The organism is uncultured Comamonas sp. (assembly GCF_964277875.1).
Lineage (GTDB): Bacteria > Pseudomonadota > Gammaproteobacteria > Burkholderiales > Burkholderiaceae_C > Comamonas > Comamonas sediminis.
Map to the genome: position 1 here is coordinate 23,012 of NZ_CAXYJV010000011.1, position 17,855 is coordinate 40,866.

General features: G+C 63.7%; 13 protein-coding genes. 2 read left to right on the forward strand and 11 right to left on the reverse strand.

What is annotated here, in order from left to right; genetic code table 11:
- Nucleotides 1–138: 138 nt before the first annotated feature.
- The 3 genes from ACHWUQ_RS05715 to tal all read right to left on the reverse strand — a co-directional run bounded on the left by ACHWUQ_RS05715 (nucleotide 139) and on the right by tal (nucleotide 3,916).
- Nucleotides 139–1,029: a transporter substrate-binding domain-containing protein gene (locus ACHWUQ_RS05715; RefSeq protein WP_373450409.1), complete on the reverse strand. Its 891-nt coding sequence runs from the start codon at nucleotides 1,027–1,029 to the stop codon at nucleotides 139–141.
- Between the two features lie 276 nt (nucleotides 1,030–1,305).
- Nucleotides 1,306–2,913: a glucose-6-phosphate isomerase gene (pgi, locus tag ACHWUQ_RS05720; protein WP_394680572.1), complete on the reverse strand. Its 1,608-nt coding sequence runs from the start codon at nucleotides 2,911–2,913 to the stop codon at nucleotides 1,306–1,308.
- Between the two features lie 55 nt (nucleotides 2,914–2,968).
- Complete coding sequence (tal, locus tag ACHWUQ_RS05725; protein ID WP_239809378.1) at nucleotides 2,969–3,916, reverse strand: transaldolase; 948 nt, start codon at nucleotides 3,914–3,916, stop codon at nucleotides 2,969–2,971.
- Between the two features lie 186 nt (nucleotides 3,917–4,102).
- Between tal and zwf the strand changes: the two genes are divergently transcribed.
- A complete protein-coding gene (gene zwf, locus ACHWUQ_RS05730) occupies nucleotides 4,103–5,572 on the forward strand; it encodes a glucose-6-phosphate dehydrogenase (RefSeq protein WP_394680573.1) in 1,470 nt (489 codons plus the stop codon).
- Nucleotides 5,573–5,615: 43 nt separating this feature from the next.
- Nucleotides 5,616–6,461 (forward strand): MurR/RpiR family transcriptional regulator, encoded by an 846-nt coding sequence (locus ACHWUQ_RS05735; RefSeq protein WP_133857719.1) that lies wholly within the window; start codon nucleotides 5,616–5,618, stop codon nucleotides 6,459–6,461.
- Nucleotides 6,462–6,532: 71 nt separating this feature from the next.
- Here the strand turns inward: ACHWUQ_RS05735 and ACHWUQ_RS05740 are convergent, their stop codons facing one another.
- From ACHWUQ_RS05740 to ACHWUQ_RS05775, 8 genes are all read right to left on the reverse strand, one after another.
- Nucleotides 6,533–8,413, reverse strand: a complete 1,881-nt coding sequence (locus ACHWUQ_RS05740; protein ID WP_394680594.1) for a bifunctional metallophosphatase/5'-nucleotidase — start codon at nucleotides 8,411–8,413, stop codon at nucleotides 6,533–6,535.
- A gap of 191 nt (nucleotides 8,414–8,604) precedes the next feature.
- Nucleotides 8,605–9,666 carry an ABC transporter ATP-binding protein gene (locus ACHWUQ_RS05745; RefSeq protein ID WP_394680595.1) on the reverse strand — a complete coding sequence of 354 codons (1,062 nt, stop codon included), beginning with the start codon at nucleotides 9,664–9,666 and terminating at the stop codon, nucleotides 8,605–8,607.
- Nucleotides 9,667–9,680: 14 nt separating this feature from the next.
- The gene (locus ACHWUQ_RS05750) at nucleotides 9,681–10,679 is read right to left on the reverse strand and encodes an ABC transporter ATP-binding protein (RefSeq protein ID WP_239809380.1); all 999 of its coding nucleotides are present in this window, start codon (nucleotides 10,677–10,679) and stop codon (nucleotides 9,681–9,683) included.
- Nucleotides 10,680–10,714: 35 nt separating this feature from the next.
- The gene (locus ACHWUQ_RS05755) at nucleotides 10,715–11,626 is read right to left on the reverse strand and encodes an ABC transporter permease (RefSeq protein ID WP_239809381.1); all 912 of its coding nucleotides are present in this window, start codon (nucleotides 11,624–11,626) and stop codon (nucleotides 10,715–10,717) included.
- Between the two features lie 52 nt (nucleotides 11,627–11,678).
- The gene (locus tag ACHWUQ_RS05760) at nucleotides 11,679–13,253 is read right to left on the reverse strand and encodes an ABC transporter substrate-binding protein (protein WP_394680574.1); all 1,575 of its coding nucleotides are present in this window, start codon (nucleotides 13,251–13,253) and stop codon (nucleotides 11,679–11,681) included.
- A 51-nt stretch (nucleotides 13,254–13,304) separates the two neighbouring features.
- Nucleotides 13,305–14,522: a M20 aminoacylase family protein gene (locus tag ACHWUQ_RS05765; protein ID WP_239809383.1), complete on the reverse strand. Its 1,218-nt coding sequence runs from the start codon at nucleotides 14,520–14,522 to the stop codon at nucleotides 13,305–13,307.
- Nucleotide 14,523: 1 nt separating this feature from the next.
- Nucleotides 14,524–15,504 carry an ABC transporter permease gene (locus ACHWUQ_RS05770; protein WP_133857713.1) on the reverse strand — a complete coding sequence of 327 codons (981 nt, stop codon included), beginning with the start codon at nucleotides 15,502–15,504 and terminating at the stop codon, nucleotides 14,524–14,526.
- A 246-nt stretch (nucleotides 15,505–15,750) separates the two neighbouring features.
- Nucleotides 15,751–17,331 (reverse strand): ABC transporter substrate-binding protein, encoded by a 1,581-nt coding sequence (locus ACHWUQ_RS05775; RefSeq protein ID WP_312412341.1) that lies wholly within the window; start codon nucleotides 17,329–17,331, stop codon nucleotides 15,751–15,753.
- Between the last annotated feature and the right edge of the window lie 524 nt (nucleotides 17,332–17,855).

Here is a 17,855-nt window from a genome sequence, read left to right on the forward strand (position 1 = left end):
TTACGCACAACATGGCCGCAGCGGTGGCTGCGATGCGCGATGCGATGCTGGCTGCGCCCCTGCATGGCCGGTGTATGCGGCCTGCAGGCATAAAAAAACCCAGCCGGGCTGGGTGGATGCAATGTGCAAGCGCGTCGCTTACTGGTCCGCGTAGGCTTCCAGGGGCTTGTCGTTCGGCTCTTGCAGCAGCTTCTTCAGCGTATCGCTCATCGGCAGGTTCAGTGCCTGGCCCTTGGGCGGGATCGGTTGCATGAACCACTTGTCATAGACCTTGGCCAGCTCGCCGGACTTCATCATCTTGGTCAGGCTGTCGTCCACCGCCTTCTTGAAGGCGGGGTCGTCCTTGCGGAACAGCAGCGCAATCGGCTCCGATCCCAGCGCCTCGCCGACAATCTTGTAGCCCGCCGGATTGGCCGAGTTGGCAATCACGCCGGCCAGCAGGTTGTCATCCAGCACAAAGGCATCGGCACGGCCCGATTCCAGCAGCATGAAGCTCTCGAAGTGGTCCTTGCCCAGGGTGGTGGGCAGGTTGATGCTGTTGTCCTTGGCAAACTTGCGCAGCAGCTGCACGGCGGTGGTACCGGCCGAGGCTGCCACCGTCTTGCCATCGAGCTGCTTGACGCTGGTGATGTTGGAGTCAGCTCGCACCGCGGCACGCACCTGGCTCACATAGGTGGTCACCGCAAAGGCCACCTGCTTTTGGCGGCTGAGGTTGTTGGTGGTGGGGCCGCAGCCGATGTCCACGGTGCCGTTTTGCACCAGTGGCATCGTGTTCTGAGCCGTCAGCGCCATGTATTCGATCTTGGCCTTGGGCGCGATGTCCTTGAGCACGCGCTCGCACAGCTCGACGTGGTAGCCGCCGAAGGTCTGGTTGGAGCCGATGGCGTAGGCCATCGGGGCCGAGCTTTCGCGCACGCCTACCACCACCTTGCCGCTGCTGTTGATCTTGTCGAAGGTGCTTTGCGCAAACGCCGCGCCGCCTGCGGCAAAAGCCACCGCTGCAGCAAGCATCTTGATGCTGAATGTCATTGTGTACTCCTTGGAAATGATGAATTGGCAGCCAGGCGTGGGGCCGAAGCTGCTCCACCAGCTTTGTGGTTGCGCTGGTCTTGGTGCGCTGCGCATGCGCGCTTGAGAGCAAACTGGATGCACTGGCTTTGCGCCAGCGCATCCAGCCTCCAAGTATTCCAGAGAGTCGCACCAATCCCTAGCGCGGATTCCGAAGCATGTGTTGCTGTTTTGGAAACACCGTGCTGCACTGCCGTATCTGCGGTAGCAGCAGACGGCAGTGCCTGGCGAGCGGCTTCAGGGAGCCAGCCGGCTCACCAGCGCCACGGTCGATGGGTCCACACCCTGCCAGTCGCCCTGGTCGCGGCGCGCAAACAGGTCCTTGGCCAGTTGCTTGCCCAGCTCCACGCCCCACTGGTCGAAGCTGTTGATGCCCCAGAGCGCACCGCTGACGAACACGCGGTGCTCATACAGCGCGATCAGCGCGCCCAGCGAGGTGGGGGTGAGCTTGTCCATCAGCAAGAACGTGCTGGGCCGGTTGCCCGGGCAGTACTTGGGGCCCTGCTCTTCGGTGCGGCCCACCAGCAGCGCCTGCGCCTGCGCAATGGCATTGATGACCAGGTTGTTCTGGTGGCTGGCGAGGTTCTTGCCGCCCTCGCGTGCGGCGATGAACTCCACCGGGATCACATCGCGGCCCTGGTGGATCATCTGGAAAAAGGCATGCTGGCCATTGGTACCCGGCTCGCCCCAGACCACCGGCGATGTGGCATAGGGCAGCGGCTGGTTCTGCACATCGCGGCCCTTGCCGTTGCTCTCCATCTCCAGCTGCTGCAGGTAGGCCGACAGCCGGCGCAGGCCATGGCTGTAGGGCGCGACACAGCGCGTCGCAAAACCGTGGAAGTTGCGGTACCAGACATCGAGCAGGCCAAGGCGCACCGGCAGGTTCTGCGCCAGCGGCGCGGTCTTGAAGTGCACATCCATGTCATGCGCGCCTTGCAGCATCGCCCGGAAGGACTCGGCCCCCACCGCAATCGCAATCGGCAGGCCGATCACCGACCACAGCGAGTAGCGGCCGCCGACCCAGTCCCAGAACCCCAGGGTGGTGTCGATGCCAAAGGCTGCAGCCGCCTCGGTATTGGTGGTCAGCGCCCAGAAATGCTTGGAGATCGACAGCGCGGCGCTGCGGTCCTCGCTGCCGCCTTGCGCGATGAACCAGTCGCGCGCCGAATGGGCGTTGACCATGGTCTCCAGAGTCGTGAAGGACTTGGACGCGACCAGGAACAAGGTGCTCTCAGGCCGGGTCTGCGCCAGCACATGGCCCAGCTCATGCCCGTCCACGTTCGACACAAAGTGGAAGCGCTTGCCGGCAATGCGCCAGTCCTCCAGCGCATTGACCACCATGGCCGGGCCCAGGTCGGAGCCGCCAATGCCGATGTTGACGATGTCGGTGATCTGCGGATTGGCGCGCACCTGCTCGGCCAGCGCCAGCATCTGGGCCAGGCTGTCGTGTACATCGGCCAGGGCCTCACGCACAAAGGCGGGGCTATCGGGCAACCAGCGCTCCAGGCCCTCGGCGGGCTGGCGCAGCAGCCAGTGCATGGCCGCCCGGCCTTCGGAGCAGTTCACCTGCGCACCGGCAAACATCGCATCGCGAGCCTGCTCCAGACCGCAGTCGCGGGCCAGTTGCAGCAAAAGCTGCTGGGTTTGACTGTCGATCAGGTTCTTGGACAGGTCGGCAAACAGATGGGGCGCCTGCTGGCTGAACGCGTCCAGGCGCGTTGCGTCACCGTCAAAGGCTGCGCGCAGATCCAGGCCCCGGCCCTCAGCGTCGTAGTACTTTTGCAGTTCTTGCCATGCGGGCGTTTCATCGCAGCGCTTGCGCTGTGTCGCACATTCTCGGTTCATACGGGCAGTGTAAAGTGCTCACCAGCGCTGCCAGACTTCGCCGGCAGCGGCCAGCTCAGGCGGATTGCAACAACTTGTCGAGCTTGATGGCATCGGCCACAAAGGCGCGGATGCCTTCGGCCAGCTTTTCGGTGGCCATCGCGTCCTCGTTCAGTGCAAAGCGAAAGCCCGCTTCGTCGTACTGCACGCGCTCCAGCGACAGTGCCTTGGCGGCTTCGGCATTCAGCGCGGGCTGCAATGGTGCATCGGCCGCGGCCAGCTGGGCCAGCAGCTCGGGCGAGATGGTCAGCAGATCGCAGCCGGCCAGCGCAGTGACCTGGCCGGTATTGCGGAAGCTCGCGCCCATCACCTCGGTGGGGATGCCGAAATGCTTGTAGTAGTCAAAGATGGCCTTGACCGACTTCACACCCGGGTCGTTGGCGCCGGCCATTGCGGCCTCGTCCCAGTTGCTGCCGGCCTGCTTCTTGTACCAGTCGTAGATACGGCCCACAAAAGGCGAGATCAGCTGCACCTGGGCCTGGCCGCAGGCAATGGCCTGGCACTGCGCAAACAGCAGGGTCAGGTTGGTGTGGATGCCCTGCGCCTCCAGCGCCTTGGCGGCCTGGATGCCTTCCCAGGTCGAGGCGATCTTGATCAGCACGCGGTCGATGTGAATGCCCTCGGCCTCATACAGCGCGATGAGGCGCTGGGCACGGGCGACCGTCGCATCGGTGTCGAACGACAGGCGGGCATCGACCTCGGTGGACACACGGCCCGGAATGATGGACAGGATCTCGGCGCCAAAGCGCACCAGCAGGCGGTCCATCACCTCGTCCAGCGGCTTGCCGCGGAACTTTTGCACGGTCTCGGCCAGCAGCGGCGCGTAATCGGCCTTCTGCACGGCCTTGAGGATCAGGGACGGGTTGGTCGTCGCGTCTTGCGGCTGGAACTGGGCCAGCTGGTGAAAGTCACCGGTGTCTGCCACCACCGTGGTCAGCGCTTTGAGTGCATCGAGTTGGTTCATGGTCTGCTCTTGGTCAATATCCGGTCTGACGTGCTTGTCTCCCCTCCTGCGCACGGCGGCCAACACGGGGGGCGCTCAAGCTTAACCGAACTTTTGCGCGGTTTGAGGCTGTCTGCATTCTACGGCTTCTCCCATCACTATGAAACTGAGTTACATTAATCCCTGCCTTGATGTTCAGGAAGTTTCATGCGTTTTGATCTGGTTTTATTTGGCGGCACCGGCGATCTGGCCTGGCGCAAATTGCTGCCCGCGCTGTTTCAATCTTTCCGCCATGGCAGCCTGCCTGCCGACGGGCGCATCATCGGCGTAGGCCGTGGTGCGATGAGCGATGACGCGTACCGCGCGCTGATCTCCCAGCGGCTGGCCGAGGTCGAGGCCGACAAGCGGCCCAGCGATGCGGAATTTGCCCGCTTTGCCCAGCACCTGCACTACCTGCGCATGGACCTGTCCCAGCCTGCCGACTATGCTGCGCTGCGCGAGCTGCTGCAGGCGCGCGATGCCGACACCGTCGTGATGTACCTGGCCACGGCACCGTCGCTGTTCACCACGGTCTGCGAGCAGCTGGGCGCGGCGGGCCTGGCCACCGAGCGCACCCGCGTGGTGCTGGAAAAGCCGCTGGGCCATGACCTGCCCTCGAACCGCGCCATCAACGCCGCCGTGCGCGAGGTGTTTTCCGAAACCCAGATCTTCCGCATCGACCACTACCTGGGCAAGCCATCGGTACAGAACCTGCTGGCGCTGCGCTTTGGCAATGCCATCTTCGAGCCACTGTGGCGGCGCGAGAACATCGCCAGCATCGAGATCACGATGGCCGAGCAGCTGGGCGTGGAAAAGCGTGGCGAGTTCTACGAAAGCACCGGCGCGCTGCGCGACATGGTGCAAAACCATGCGCTGCAGCTGCTGTGCGCGATTGGCATGGAGCCGCCCATCAGCGCCGATGCCGATGCGATCCGCAATGAAAAGCTCAAGGTGCTGCAATCGCTCAAGCGCTGGACGCCGGAGACGGTGAGCCGCGACGTGGTGCGCGGCCAGTACGCGGCCGGCCAGATTGCCGGCAAGCTGGTGCCGGGCTACCGCCAGGAAGACGGCGTCTCGCCCAATAGCCAGACCGAAACCTTTGTGGCGCTGCGCACCGAGATCAGCAACTGGCGCTGGGCCGGCGTGCCGTTTTTCATCCGCACCGGCAAACGCCTGGCGGGGCGCGAGGCCTCGATCGTTGTGCATTTCCGCCAAGTGCCGCATGCCATCTACCGCACGCCGCTGGGTGCGGCCAACCGCCTGACCATCCACCTGCAGCCCAAGGATGGGCTGACCCTGCAGCTGATGGCCGCCGCGCAGAGCCAGGCCGATACCGGTGGTGTGCAGACCTTGTCGCCCGCCGCGCTGGACCTGGACTTTGACCAGCGCTTTGGCACCGAGCGCGTGGGCGCCTACGAACGCCTGCTGCTCGATGTGATCGCCGGGCGCCTGAACCTGTTTGTGCGCGCCGACGAGCAAGAGGCCGCCTGGCAATGGGTGGAGCCGATTCTGGAGGCCTGGCAACAGGCCAATGCCCGCGGCGAAGGCCCCCGCCCCTATGTGGCCGGCCATTGGGGCCCGGGCGCCGCCAGCGCGCTGGTGGCACGCGACGGCCACAGCTGGATGGAAGAGTTTTGACCGCCACCGCCCACTACCGCTTCACCCGCTTCAAGGTACCACCATGCTAGACCGCATCACCGCCTCCCTTCCCTCGCTGGCACCGGCCGAGCAGCGCGTGGCGCGCCTGGTGCTGGCCGATCCGCGTGCCTTTGCCTCGCGCCCGGTGCGCGAGCTGGCCGAACTGGCCCATGTCAGCAAACCCACGGTGGTGCGCTTTTGCCGCAGCATGGGCTATGACGGCCTGGCCGATTTCAAGCTCAAGCTGGCCGGCAGCGTCAGCGAGGGGGTGCCCTTCATCCACCGCAGTGTCGATGCCGATGACAAGACCAGCGATGTGCTGGTCAAGGTGGTGGACAACTCGGTCGCCGCCTTCCTGGCTTACCGCAATGCCGCCAGCACCACGGCGCTGGAGGCCGCATCCAGCGCCATCGTGGCGACCTGGCAGGCAGGCAAGCGCATCGAGTTCTATGGCGTGGGCAACTCCGGTATCGTCGCGCAGGATGGGCAGCACAAGTTCTTCCGCCTGGGTGTCACCAGCCTGGCGACCAGCGATGGCCATATGCAGGTGATGAGTGCCACCATGCTGGGCGCGGGCGACTGCGCCATCGTCATCTCCAACTCCGGCCGCACGCGCGACCTGATGGATGCCACCGACATTGCCAAGCGCAATGGCGCCACGACGATTGCCATCACCGCCAGCGGCTCGCCACTGGCCCGTGCGGCCAATATCCACCTGGCCGCCGACCACCCCGAGGGCTACGACCGCTACAGCCCCATGGTCTCGCGCCTGCTGCACCTGCTGATTCTGGATGTGCTGGCCACCAGCGTGGCACTGCGCATTGGCGAGCCACTGCAGCCGGTGCTGCAGCAGATGAAGGACAACCTGCACGCCAAGCGCTATACCTGACGGCGCATTTACCTGGCCAGAACGAAAAGAGGGGCAGCCTAGGCTGCCCCTTCGTCATGCGGCGTCAGCGTTTAACGCGCATCCACAAAGCGCTTGGTGCTGTACAGGTCGGTGGACAGGCGCTTGAGTGCGGGCAGACCGGTGCTGGCATCCTTGGGCTGCGATTCAATGTAGTTGAAGAACACATCGGCATCGAGCACGCCGATGTCGAGGCGGCGCGCTGCAGGCACCGAGGCCAGGGTCTTGTAGCCGTCACCGCCGTTGGCGTTGAAGCTCAGCACGAACAGGCGGTAGGTCTTGCCCGGGTCCAGCGCAGCCCATTGGCCGGTCGTGGTGTCGCGCACTTCGATGCCTGAGACACGGCTGCCCAAGGTGGCCTTGGCATTCACGTCAAAGCGCATGCCACCGGTATAAGGGTAAGGACCGGTCGAGCCGCCAGCGCCGTACACGGCTTCCAGGCCGTCTTCCAGCATGCCCTTGACTTCGGTGCCGGTGACATCCAGGCGGAACAGCATGTTGCCAAACGGCAGCACCTGGATCGCATTGGCAGCGGTCACTTCACCATTGAGCGGAATGCGCACGCCACCGCCGCTTTGCAGCGAGATGTCGGCACCGCCGTAGTGTGCATTGGCCACTTCCAGATAGGACTGGGCCACCAGCTGCTGGATGTCACCGCCGCGCAGGCTGACACTGCCTTCGGCATTGCAGGCTGCGCTGGAGCGGCTGTAGTCGGAGCTGCCTTCGCCACCGGGCACCCGGCGCGAGCACAGCTCTTGCGGTGCATAGGCGACCTTGGTCACGTTGAAGCTGGCGACCTTGTCGCTGAAAGGCTTGAGCACGGCGGCGGCCTGCGCAGAAGGCGCGGTGATGCGTAGGAAGCCGGCGGCATTCACGCTGCTGATGATGGACGCGCGCTGGGCTTCGGTCGCGGCAGTGCCGGCGATCTTGAAGTCATCGCCGATCAGCACATGGGGCGTGCCTTCGCACTGGCGGACCACGCCGTCCTTGTCGAACTTCACCTTCAGCTCGCCCACGACCTGCGAGTACTCCCAGGCCTGCACGATGCAGACGGGCTTGCCGTCAAGGTCGGTGGTGTTGGTGGGGTAGGCGCCACCGGGCGTGCCCACGCCGATGGTCTTCATCGCGTCCGGGCCCAGCAAGGTGTGCGAGTCACCGCCGACGATCACGTCCACACCACGCAGCTTTTTGGCGATGCTGCGGTCGTTGTCGTAGCCGATGTGGCTCAGCAGCACGATGCGCTTGACGCCCTGGGCCTGCAGCTTTTCGATTTCGCGCTGGGCCGCCACGGCTTCGTCTTCGAACAAAGTGTCCTTGTCCGGGCTGGACGAGGCCTTGGTCTTTTGCGCAATGGTCAGGCCAACGATACCGATCTTCTGGCCGCCCCGCTCCACCACGGTGGAGGGCGAGACCGCGTTCGGTGCGCGGCTGGGGTTCAGCGCCGAGTTGGCGCCAAACTGCACGTTCGCGCTCAGCACCGGCGTGGTGCAGCCACCGGACTTGAGGCGGTCCAGGATGCCCTTGAGGCCCGCGTCGCCCTTGTCGAATTCGTGGTTGCCCAGGGTGTAGGCATCAAAGCACACGGTGTTGAGCATGGCCATGTCGGCCTCGCCATCGGCACCTGCGCGGTTGAAGTACAGGGTACCGGTCACCGCATCGCCCGCGTGCAGTTTCAGCACATGGGTCGACTGGGCAGCGATCGCTTCGATGGCGGCCGTCACGCGGGGAAAACCTGCGGCGTCCACGGTCACGGCCGTGGTCTTGCCGTCCACCGGCAATTGCAGGGTGGCCGTCTTGCTGGCCAAGGTGGAGTGGTGGTCGTTGATGTGCAGGATCGTCAGCACATCGTCTTTGTCGCTGTCGTTGTCGCTGGAGCCGCCTCCACCGCAAGCCACCAGCACGGCGGCAGTCACACCGCACACCGCCCATACCATCACCTGACGTGCACCCTCTCGCACTGACAATGCAACCATTTCTGCGCTCTCCGTATTAACAAAGGGCTCTATGGTTTGTCCGCCAGATGACGTAGGTGTGACTTTCTGTAATAGCAAAGGGGCTTAGCCAGCGGATGTGCCCCACAGCAAAACCGGCGCCTGAGACGCCGGTTTTGCAAAAGACGGGTGTTTTACAGCACCGGAATGCGCCCTTCCTCGACCGCATGGCAGGCCACCTTCACGCCGGCATCATCGATCAGCTGTGGGCGCTCGCTGCGGCAGCGCTCATTGGCCAGCGGGCAGCGCGGGTTGAAGGCGCAACCGGTCGGAGGGTTCAGCGGATTGGGCACCTCGCCCTGCACGGGCGTGCGCGCCTTGCCGGTGTCATGCATCTTCGGGATGGCATCGAGCAGCATGCGCGTATAGGGGTGGCGCGGCTTGGCAAACAGGGTTTGCTTATCGGCCAGTTCGACCAGCCTGCCCAAATACATGACACCCACCTGGTCGCTGACATGGCGCACCACGGCCAGATTGTGCGAGATGAACAGATAGGTCAGACCGCGCTTTTTCTGCAGGTCCTTCATGATGTTGAGCACCTGGGCCTGCACCGAGACGTCGAGCGCCGAGGTGGGCTCGTCGCAGACCAGAAACTCCGGCTCGGTCGCCAGTGCGCGGGCGATGGAGATGCGCTGGCGCTGCCCGCCCGAGAACTGGTGCGGGTACTTGAGCATGTCCATCGGCGCCAGGCCCACCTGCACCAGCAGCTCGGCCACACGGGCCTTGAGTTGCTCGGTATTGGTGATCAGGCCATGCTCCTTGAGCGGCTCGCCAATGATCTGCTCGACCGACCAACGCGGGTTCAGGCTGGCATAGGGATCCTGGAAGATCATCTGCACGCGGCGGCGCATCGCGCGCGCGTTCGGGTCGCGGAAGGCGGCATGCGCATCCTGGCCATCAAAGGTGAAGGTGCCACGCGTGGGGCCGTACAAGCCCACCAGCAGGCGCGCCACCGTGCTCTTGCCGCAGCCGGACTCGCCCACCAGGGCCAGGGTCTTGCCCTTTTCAATGTCAAAGCTCACGCCATCGACGGCGCGCAGCAGGCTGCGCGGCTTGCGCTCCAGCACCCGGTTGAGCCACGGTGCGGACACATCAAAGGTCTTGGCCAGGTCACGGGCCTGCACCAGCGGCTGCTTGTCGCCTGCGCCTGCGTGGCCTTGTGCACTCTGCAGCGGCGCTGCATCGCTGTTCGTCATGGTTGCCATCTCGCTCATACCGTGTCCTCGGTGGCAGCCACTTGGGGCTGGTTATCGGCTGCATGCAGCCAGCAGGCGGCCTGGGTGGCGCCAGCGGCCATCAGCTCGGGGCGCTGCTCCATGCAGCGGTCAAACACCTGGGGGCAGCGCGGGTTGAACGCGCAGCCCTTGGGAATGGCATTGAGCCGGGGCATGGCGCCGTCGATCTGGTTGAGGCGTTCGCGGTCGGCGTCCATATCGGGGATGGACGCCATCAGGCCCCGGGTATAGGGGTGTGCCGGATGGTTGATCACCTCATGCACCGGGCCGATTTCTGCCACACGGCCGGCATACATCACCGCAACCCGGTCACAGGTCTCTGCGATCACGCCCATGTCATGGGTGATCAGCATCACCGCAGCACCGCGGGTGCGGCAGATGTTTTTGAGCAGGCTGATGATCTGCGCCTGGATCGATACGTCCAGCGCCGTCGTGGGCTCATCGGCGACGATCAGCTTGGGCTCGGCCGCCAGCGCCAGCGCAATCACCACGCGCTGGCGCATGCCGCCGGAGAACTGGTGCGGAAAGTGGTCAATCCGCTCTTCGGCTGCCGGAATGCCGGTGTCCTTGAGCAGCTGGATCGCGCGCTGGCGCGCCTCCGCCGCCGAAAGCTGGAGGTGGGTCTGGATGGTCTCGATCAGCTGGCGGCCCACGGTGTAGAGCGGGTTCAGCGACGTGAGCGGATCCTGGAAGATCGCGCCGATGCGGCGCCCCCGGATGTGGCGCATCTTGTCGGCAGACAGGTTGTCGATGCGCTCGCCTTCGAGCACGATCTCGCCCGAGGCCACATGGCCTGGCGGCTCCAGCAGGCCGATGATGGACGCGCCGGTCAGCGACTTGCCCGCGCCCGATTCGCCGACCACGCCCAGGATCTCGCCGGGGGCGATGGAAAAGGAGATGTTGTCCAGCGCCCGCAGCACACCATGGCGATTGGGAAACTCGACCACCAGATTTTTAACTTCCAACAATGACATCGTGGTTGTTCCTTGTTCGTCTTGTGTCCGCACCATCAACGCAGGCGCGGGTTGAGCGCATCGCGCAGCCAGTCGCCCAGCAGGTTGACCGACAGCGCGATCAGCACCAGCATCAGGCCCGGGAAGATCGTGATCCACCACTCACCGGAGAACAGGTAATCATTGCCCACGCGGATCAGGGTGCCCAGCGATGGCGAGGTGGGCGGTGCGCCCACGCCCAGGAAGGACAGGGTCGCCTCGGTGATGATGGCCGTGGCCACCTGGATGGTGGCCAGCACCATGACGGGGCCCAGTACATTGGGCAGCACATGCTTGACCATGATGCGCAGCGGCGCCACGCCGGTAACGCGGGCGGCCTGCACATATTCCTTGTTGCGCTCCACCATCGTGGAGCCGCGCACCGTGCGCGCATACTGCACCCAGCCGGTCAGCGAGATCGAGAGGATCAGCACGCCAAAGGCCAGCGATTCATTGGCATTGGGAAACACCGCGCGGCCGACACCAGCGATCAGCAAGGCCACCAGAATGGCCGGGAAGGACAGCATCACATCGCACAGGCGCATCAGCACCGAATCGATCCAGCCACCCTTGAAGCCGGCAAGCAGGCCCAGGCCCACGCCAACCACCACGGACAAGGCCACCGAGGCCAGGCCGACGATCAGCGAAATGCGCGCGCCATACATCAGCGCCGACAGAATGTCGCGGCCCTGGTCGTCGGTGCCCAGAATGTACTTCCAGCCCCCCTCTTCGCTCCAGACCGGCGGAATGCGCGCATCGCTCAGCTCCAGGGTGGTCAGGTCAAAGGGGTTGTGGGGCGCCACCCAGCCAGCAAACAGCGCGCAGAACACGCATACCGCCGCAATGAGCGCCGCCACAATGGCGGTGGGCGAGTTGCGAAAGCTGTAGCCCACATCGCTGTCCATCCAGCGCCTGATTCGGTTTTTCATCGTCATCTTCTCTCTCTAATCGCTGGCCGCTGCAGCGCAGCGGCCCGGGCATTTACTTCTTCACCGTCATCCACTTGAAGGGCATGAAGCCATCGGCCATCTGCACCAGCTCCACGTTCTTGCTGACACCCCAGTTCATGAACTGCTGGTGCAGCGGCAGGTAGCCCACGTCGTCGGCTACGGTCTGCAGCGCTTCGTGGATCGCCTGGTTGCGCTTGGCCGTATCGGTCTCGGACTGCACCTGGCGGGTCAGCGCATCGACCTTGGGGTTGCAGTAGTTGCCGTAGTTGAAGGCGCCCGCACCCTTGCCGTCATTGCAGTTCATCAGGGCCAGCAGCGGGTTGTGTGCGTCGTAGGTCGATGGCGTCCAGCCGAGGATGTAGAAGGCGGTTTCATGGCGCATGATGCGCGGGAAATAGGTGCCCTTGGTCTCGGCATTGAGCTGCACCTTGATGCCGATCTTGGCCAGGTTGGCAGACACGGCCTGGCAGATGCGGCTGTCGTTGATGTAGCGGTCGTTCGAGCAGTTCAAGGTCAGCGAAAAGCCATCCGGGTAGCCCGCCTCGGTCAGCAGCTTCTTGGCGGCGGCAGGATCATAGGGCAGGCGCTTGATGTCTTCGGCGTAGCCATTGACGCCCTTGCCGATCAAGGTGGCCAGATTGCCCGATGCCCCGCGCATCACCTGCTTGTGCAGGCCTTCGATATCGATGGCTTGGTAGAAGGCCTGGCGCACGCGCTTGTCCTTGAACGGGTTCTTGCCCTTGACGCTGGCGTTCAGCAGCTCATCGCGCTTCTGGTCCATGCCCATGAAGATGGCGCGCAGCTCTGGCCCGGACACCACGCGGGTGCTGCCCGTGTTGGCCACGCGGTCCAGATCCTGCACCGGCACCGGGTCGATCACATCGACCTGGCCCGACAGCAGCGCGGCCACGCGGGTGGCATCGTTGGCCACCGGCGTGTAGACGACTTCCTGCACATTGCCGTCGATCTTGTCCCAGTAGTTGGCGCTGCGGTTGAAGACGGTGCGCACATTGGGCTGGCGCTCGCGCACGCGGTACGGCCCGGTGCCATTGGCTTTGAACGACGCCGTGTTCTCGATGCCCTTGCGGCGGTCCACCGGATTGACGGCATTGTTGGCCTCGGACCAGGCCTTGCTCATGATGTAGACCTGCGAGATCATGCTCGGCAGGATCGGGGCCGGATCCTTGGTCTCGATATCGACCGTGTAGTCGTCGACCTTGCGGGTCTCCTTGATCGGGTTGGTGTAGGACTTCATGTCCGAGCCCTCGAGCTGCGTGCGCATCATCGAGAACACCACATCATCGGCCGTGAACGGCGTGCCATCATGGAACTGCACACCCTTGCGCAAGGCAAAGCGCCAGACCGTGGGCGAGGTCTGCTCCCATTGGGTGGCCAGGACCGGGCGCAGGCTCAGATCCTTGTTGCGGCCGGCCAGCGGCTCGTAGACATTGCCGGTCACGCTCAGCTGTACCGTCTCGTTGAAGGAATGCGGGTCCATGGACAGCGCATCGCCCTGGGAACCGATGCGCACGGTCTGCGCGCCGGCGGAAACATAGGCGGCAGCCAACATCGATACCAACAAGGTCTTGCTCATCGTGTGCTTCATGTTTTCCCCTTTTTGTGAAATCCGGCTCTGGAGGAGCCGGGTGCCGAGGCCTCAGCCCAATGCAAGTGGCATGCCACGCTCGACGATGCCGGCATGCAGCGCTGCCCCCAGCGGCAGCACATCGTCATTGAAGTCATAGCGGTTGTTGTGCAGTGGGATGATGTCGTCACCGACGGCCTGTCCCAGGCGCAGATAGGCCCCCGGCTTTTGCTGCAGCATGAAGGAGAAGTCCTCGGCGCCCATGCTCGGGTCCATGTCGCGCACCACCAGCGCTTCGCCGACCAGCTCGGAGGCGACATCACCGGCAAAGAGGGCCTCTTCAGGCGTATTGATGGTGGCGGGGTACGAGCGCTCGTACTGCAGCTGCGCGTTCACGCCAAAGGCCAGGCCCAGCGCCTGGCACAGCTCGCCCAGCCGGCGCTCGACCATGTTCTGCACATCGGGGTTGAAAGTGCGCACCGTACCCACCAGGGTCGAGGAGCCCGGCGTCACGCTGAACGCAGCCAGGTCACCGGATTGCACTGCACAGATGCTGATGACGGCAGAATCGATCGCGCGCACATTGCGCGAGACGATGGACTGGATCGCGGTGATCAGGTGGGCCGACGCCAGCACCACATCGTTGGTCTGGTAGGGGTGCGCGCCATGCCCGCCCTTGCCGGTGATATTGATCTGGATGCGGTCGGCCGCCGCCATCATCGCGCCCGGGTTGATGCCGATCATGCCCTGGCGCATCGCCGGCCAGTTGTGCATCGCATAGACCGAATCGACCGGAAAGCGCTCGAACAGGCCGTCCTGGATCATTTCGCGCGCACCGGCATAACCTTCCTCGCCCGGCTGGAAGATCAGCACGGCGGTGCCGTCGAAGTTGCGGGTCTCGGCCAGGTAGCGGGCCGCGCCCACCAGCATCGCCGTGTGGCCGTCATGGCCGCAGGCATGCATCAGCCCCTGCTTGCCCGAACGCCAGCTGCAGTTGCCCTGCTCGGTGATCGGCAGCGCATCCATGTCGGCCCGCAGGCCGATCATGCGGCCGCTGCCGTGCTTGTGGCCACGGATCACACCGACCACGCCGGTCTTGCCGATGCCCTGGTGGATCTCGTCCACACCGCAGAGGCGCAAGGCCTCGCTCACGCGGGCGGCGGTGTATTTTTCTTCGAAACCCAGCTCCGGGTTGGCATGCAGGTCACGGCGGAAGGCCGTCAGCTCCGGATGGATCTGGGCCAGGTGAGAAAAGGCGCGCGAGCTCGCGCTGTAAGGCAGACGTGGCATCTCAGTGCCCTCCCGATTTCTCGACGCGCAGGCGCGGGTCGACAGCGAAATACAACAGATCGACCACGAGGTTGATCACGACAAAAATCAGCGCAATCAGGCACAGGTAGGCGGCCATGACGGGGATATCGGCAAAGGTGACCGCCTGGATGAACAGCAGCCCCATACCGGGCCACTGGAACACGGTCTCGGTGATGATCGCGAAGGCAATCAGGCCGCCCAGCTGCAGACCGGTGATGGTCATCACCGGCACCAGCGTGTTCTTCAGTGCGTGGCCAAAGTAGATGGTGCGGTTGCTCAGACCCCGGGCCTTGGCAAACTTGATGTAGTCGGTGCGCAGCACCTCCAGCATCTCGGCACGCACCAGGCGCATGATCAACGTGAGCTGGAACACCGCCAACGTGATGGCCGGCAGGATGATGTGGTGCCAGCCCTTGGCGCTCAGCAGGCCGGTGCTCCAAAAGCCCAGCTGCATCGTCGTGCCACGGCCAAAGCTCGGGAACCAGCCCAGGTGCACCGAGAAGATCAGGATCAGCAAGATGCCGATCAGGAAGGTGGGCAAGGATACGCCCAGCAGGGACAAGGTCATGAACACCTGGCTCATGAAACTGCCACGGCGCAGCGCCGCATACACGCCCATCGGCACGCCGATGACCAGGGCCAGCAACGCTGCGACCATGGCCAGTTCAAAGGTCGCCGGGAAGCGCTCGGCAATCAGGGAGGAGACCTTGGCACCCTGGCGCAGGCTGATGCCGAACTCGCCCTGGGCAGCATTCACCAGAAAGTGCCAGAACTGCACGAAAAAGGGTTTGTCCAGCCCCAGCGCGCTGCGCAACTCGGCAATCTGCTGGGGGGTGGCATCCTGGCCCAGCAGGAAGGTGACCGGGTCACCGACATACTGGAACAACATGAAGGAGATGAACGCCACGGCGATCATCACGATCACCGCCTGTATCAATCGGCGCAATATGAATGCAAACATGGCTGACTCTCATCGTGACAAACAGAGGGAAGGTGCCCAGGACCCTTTGCAAAACGCTCCGCCATGGTCTGAACGCATGCCCGGGCGAGCGGCTGGCGTCTCGTCCCGATCCGTGTCCATCCCGTTTTGGCGAGGGCTCTGCAGAGGATCCCCAGCACCCGTGTTGTCTGCCTATTCTTCTTTCGCTTTTTATGGAACAGCCTGCCACCCTATCGGGCGGCAGGCCTGCAAACGGCTCGCCGCCGGTCAGCGGACCGTCACCAGCTTGATGTCGACCCGGTTGTCAGCACGGTGCACCAGGTCGATGTTCTTCTTCATCGCCCAGGGGATCACCTGGTCATACAGCGGCAGGTGGGAGACCGTGTCGTTGGACAGCTGCAAGCCCTCGGTCAGCATGCGGGTGCGCACGGGCTGGTCGGTTTCCGTTTTGACGCGATCGACCAGGTAGTCCATGCGTTCATTGCTGTAGCGGCCGACATTGTAGTTTCCGTCGCCGCCCTTGCCGACGGTGCGCACCAGCGACTGCAGGCTGTAGAGCGAATCGAAGGTAGGCACGCCCCAGCCCAGCATGTAGATGCTCGCTTCGTTGCGCTGGATCATCGGGAAGTAGGTGACCATCGGCAAGGTGCGCAGCTTGGCCTTGACCCCCACCTTGGCCCACATTGCGGTGACCGCCTGGCAGATCGCCTCATCGCTGATATAGCGGTTGTTGGGGCAGGCAAAGTCCACCTCAAAACCATCGGGGTAACCCGCTTGGACCAGCAGCTTCTTGGCGGCCTCCTGGTCATAGGGCAGACGCTGACCGACTGCCTCGGTCCAGCCGTTGACCTGAGGTGCCACCAGGGTGCCGGTGGGCTTGCCCAGGCCACGCAGGATGGTCTTGGTGATCGCCTGGATATCGATGGACTGGTACAGCGCCTGGCGCACCTTCTGGTCCTTGAGCGGGTTCTTGCCTTTGACGTTCGACCCGGGCAGCTCGTCACGGAACTGGTCCATGCCGAAGAAAATCGTACGGTTCTCCAGGCCTTCGAGGATCTTCAGATCCGGGCTGGCGCGCAGGCGGTTCAGGTCTTGGGGTGTGGGATCGAGCACCATGTCCACTTCACCCGACAGCAGCGCCGCCATGCGGGTGGGCGCCGACTTGATCGGGGTATAGGTGATCGAGGTCACATTGCCCGGCATCTGTCCCCACCAGTTGGGGTTCTTCTTGAGCACCATGCGTACATCGGGCTGCCAGGATTCGAGGATGAAAGGCCCCGTGCCCATCGCATTGCGGTGGGCAAAATTCTCGTCGGACTTCTTGATGTCCATCGGTTCAGTGGACTTGTTTTTTTCGGACCAGGCCTTGCTCATCATGCGCAGCTCGGTCATCTGGCGCAGCAGCACCGGGTTGGGGTCCACCATGAAGATGTCGATGGTCGCGTCATCGACCTTGACGACCTTCTCGATGCCCTGCACAAAGGGGCCATAGTTCGAGGTCTTGGCCATCGCACGCGTGATCGAGAACACCGCATCATCGGCGGTGAAGCTCGATCCGTCCTGGAACTTCACGCCCTGGCGCAACGCAAAGCGCATCTGCTTGGGGGTGACTTCTTTCCACGAGGTAGCCAGCAGCGGCTCGACCTGGAAGGTCTTGCTGTTATACGTAACCAGGGTCTCGTAGACGTAAGGGTGAATGGCGTTGTGCAGGCCATTGTTTTGCGCATGGATATCCCAGCTGGCGACGTCGGCCTGGCTGGCCCATTTGAAGGGCTTGGCCTGGGCCACGCCAGCTGACAAAACGGTGGCTACCGCTATCGCAACCAGAGCAAGAGAAGGCTGTTTCATAAGTCCTCGCAGAATAGTAGTGCCCCACTATGCCGCAAGGAACCGATCTTCCGCATGGTGCTTCCCCCAAGCAGGGGATATTCCCGAGTCCGGCTTATTTCTGCTAGGTGACCGGCAAAAGCAGGTGTTTTGTCGGGCAAAACACGGCTTCTTCTGGCAAAACTGAAAATGCCTGCACAGCAGGGCGATGAGCGACGCCAACGCAGGCTGCTGGTGGAACGCGGTACAACGGCATCTTGGGGGCTATCAACAGCGATACAGCGTGCGGCCTGTAGGAAGGCTGCAACAAGGCACCTGGCAGTACCTTCTCAACGTTGGCAGAAAGGAACAAAACCCAGGATCAAGCGCCAATCCGACGCCTTGCGCCCAGCCCAGCGCGCTGCGGGGGCATTCAAGCTGCAGCGGCGAGCACCATTGGTGCTGCCGCAACGATGGCGGTGCGCGGCCTTGGCCAGTGCCGGGCGCGTGGCTCGCGCAGGCATAAAAAAAGCCCGTCTTTCGACGGGCTTTTTGCTTTTCAGGTT

Bases quoted from the DNA above. Each gene is read 5' to 3' on its own strand.
- ACHWUQ_RS05715 (WP_373450409.1), bottom strand. From the start codon at position 1,029: ATGACATTCAGCATCAAGATGCTTGCTGCAGCGGTGGCTTTTGCCGCA.
- pgi (WP_394680572.1), bottom strand. From the start codon at position 2,913: ATGAACCGAGAATGTGCGACACAGCGCAAGCGCTGCGATGAAACGCCC.
- tal (WP_239809378.1), bottom strand. From the start codon at position 3,916: ATGAACCAACTCGATGCACTCAAAGCGCTGACCACGGTGGTGGCAGAC.
- zwf (WP_394680573.1), top strand. From the start codon at position 4,103: ATGCGTTTTGATCTGGTTTTATTTGGCGGCACCGGCGATCTGGCCTGG.
- ACHWUQ_RS05735 (WP_133857719.1), top strand. From the start codon at position 5,616: ATGCTAGACCGCATCACCGCCTCCCTTCCCTCGCTGGCACCGGCCGAG.
- ACHWUQ_RS05740 (WP_394680594.1), bottom strand. From the start codon at position 8,413: ATGGTATGGGCGGTGTGCGGTGTGACTGCCGCCGTGCTGGTGGCTTGC.
- ACHWUQ_RS05745 (WP_394680595.1), bottom strand. From the start codon at position 9,666: ATGACGAACAGCGATGCAGCGCCGCTGCAGAGTGCACAAGGCCACGCA.
- ACHWUQ_RS05750 (WP_239809380.1), bottom strand. From the start codon at position 10,679: ATGTCATTGTTGGAAGTTAAAAATCTGGTGGTCGAGTTTCCCAATCGC.
- ACHWUQ_RS05755 (WP_239809381.1), bottom strand. From the start codon at position 11,626: ATGAAAAACCGAATCAGGCGCTGGATGGACAGCGATGTGGGCTACAGC.
- ACHWUQ_RS05760 (WP_394680574.1), bottom strand. From the start codon at position 13,253: ATGAAGCACACGATGAGCAAGACCTTGTTGGTATCGATGTTGGCTGCC.
- ACHWUQ_RS05765 (WP_239809383.1), bottom strand. From the start codon at position 14,522: ATGCCACGTCTGCCTTACAGCGCGAGCTCGCGCGCCTTTTCTCACCTG.
- ACHWUQ_RS05770 (WP_133857713.1), bottom strand. From the start codon at position 15,504: ATGTTTGCATTCATATTGCGCCGATTGATACAGGCGGTGATCGTGATG.
- ACHWUQ_RS05775 (WP_312412341.1), bottom strand. From the start codon at position 17,331: ATGAAACAGCCTTCTCTTGCTCTGGTTGCGATAGCGGTAGCCACCGTT.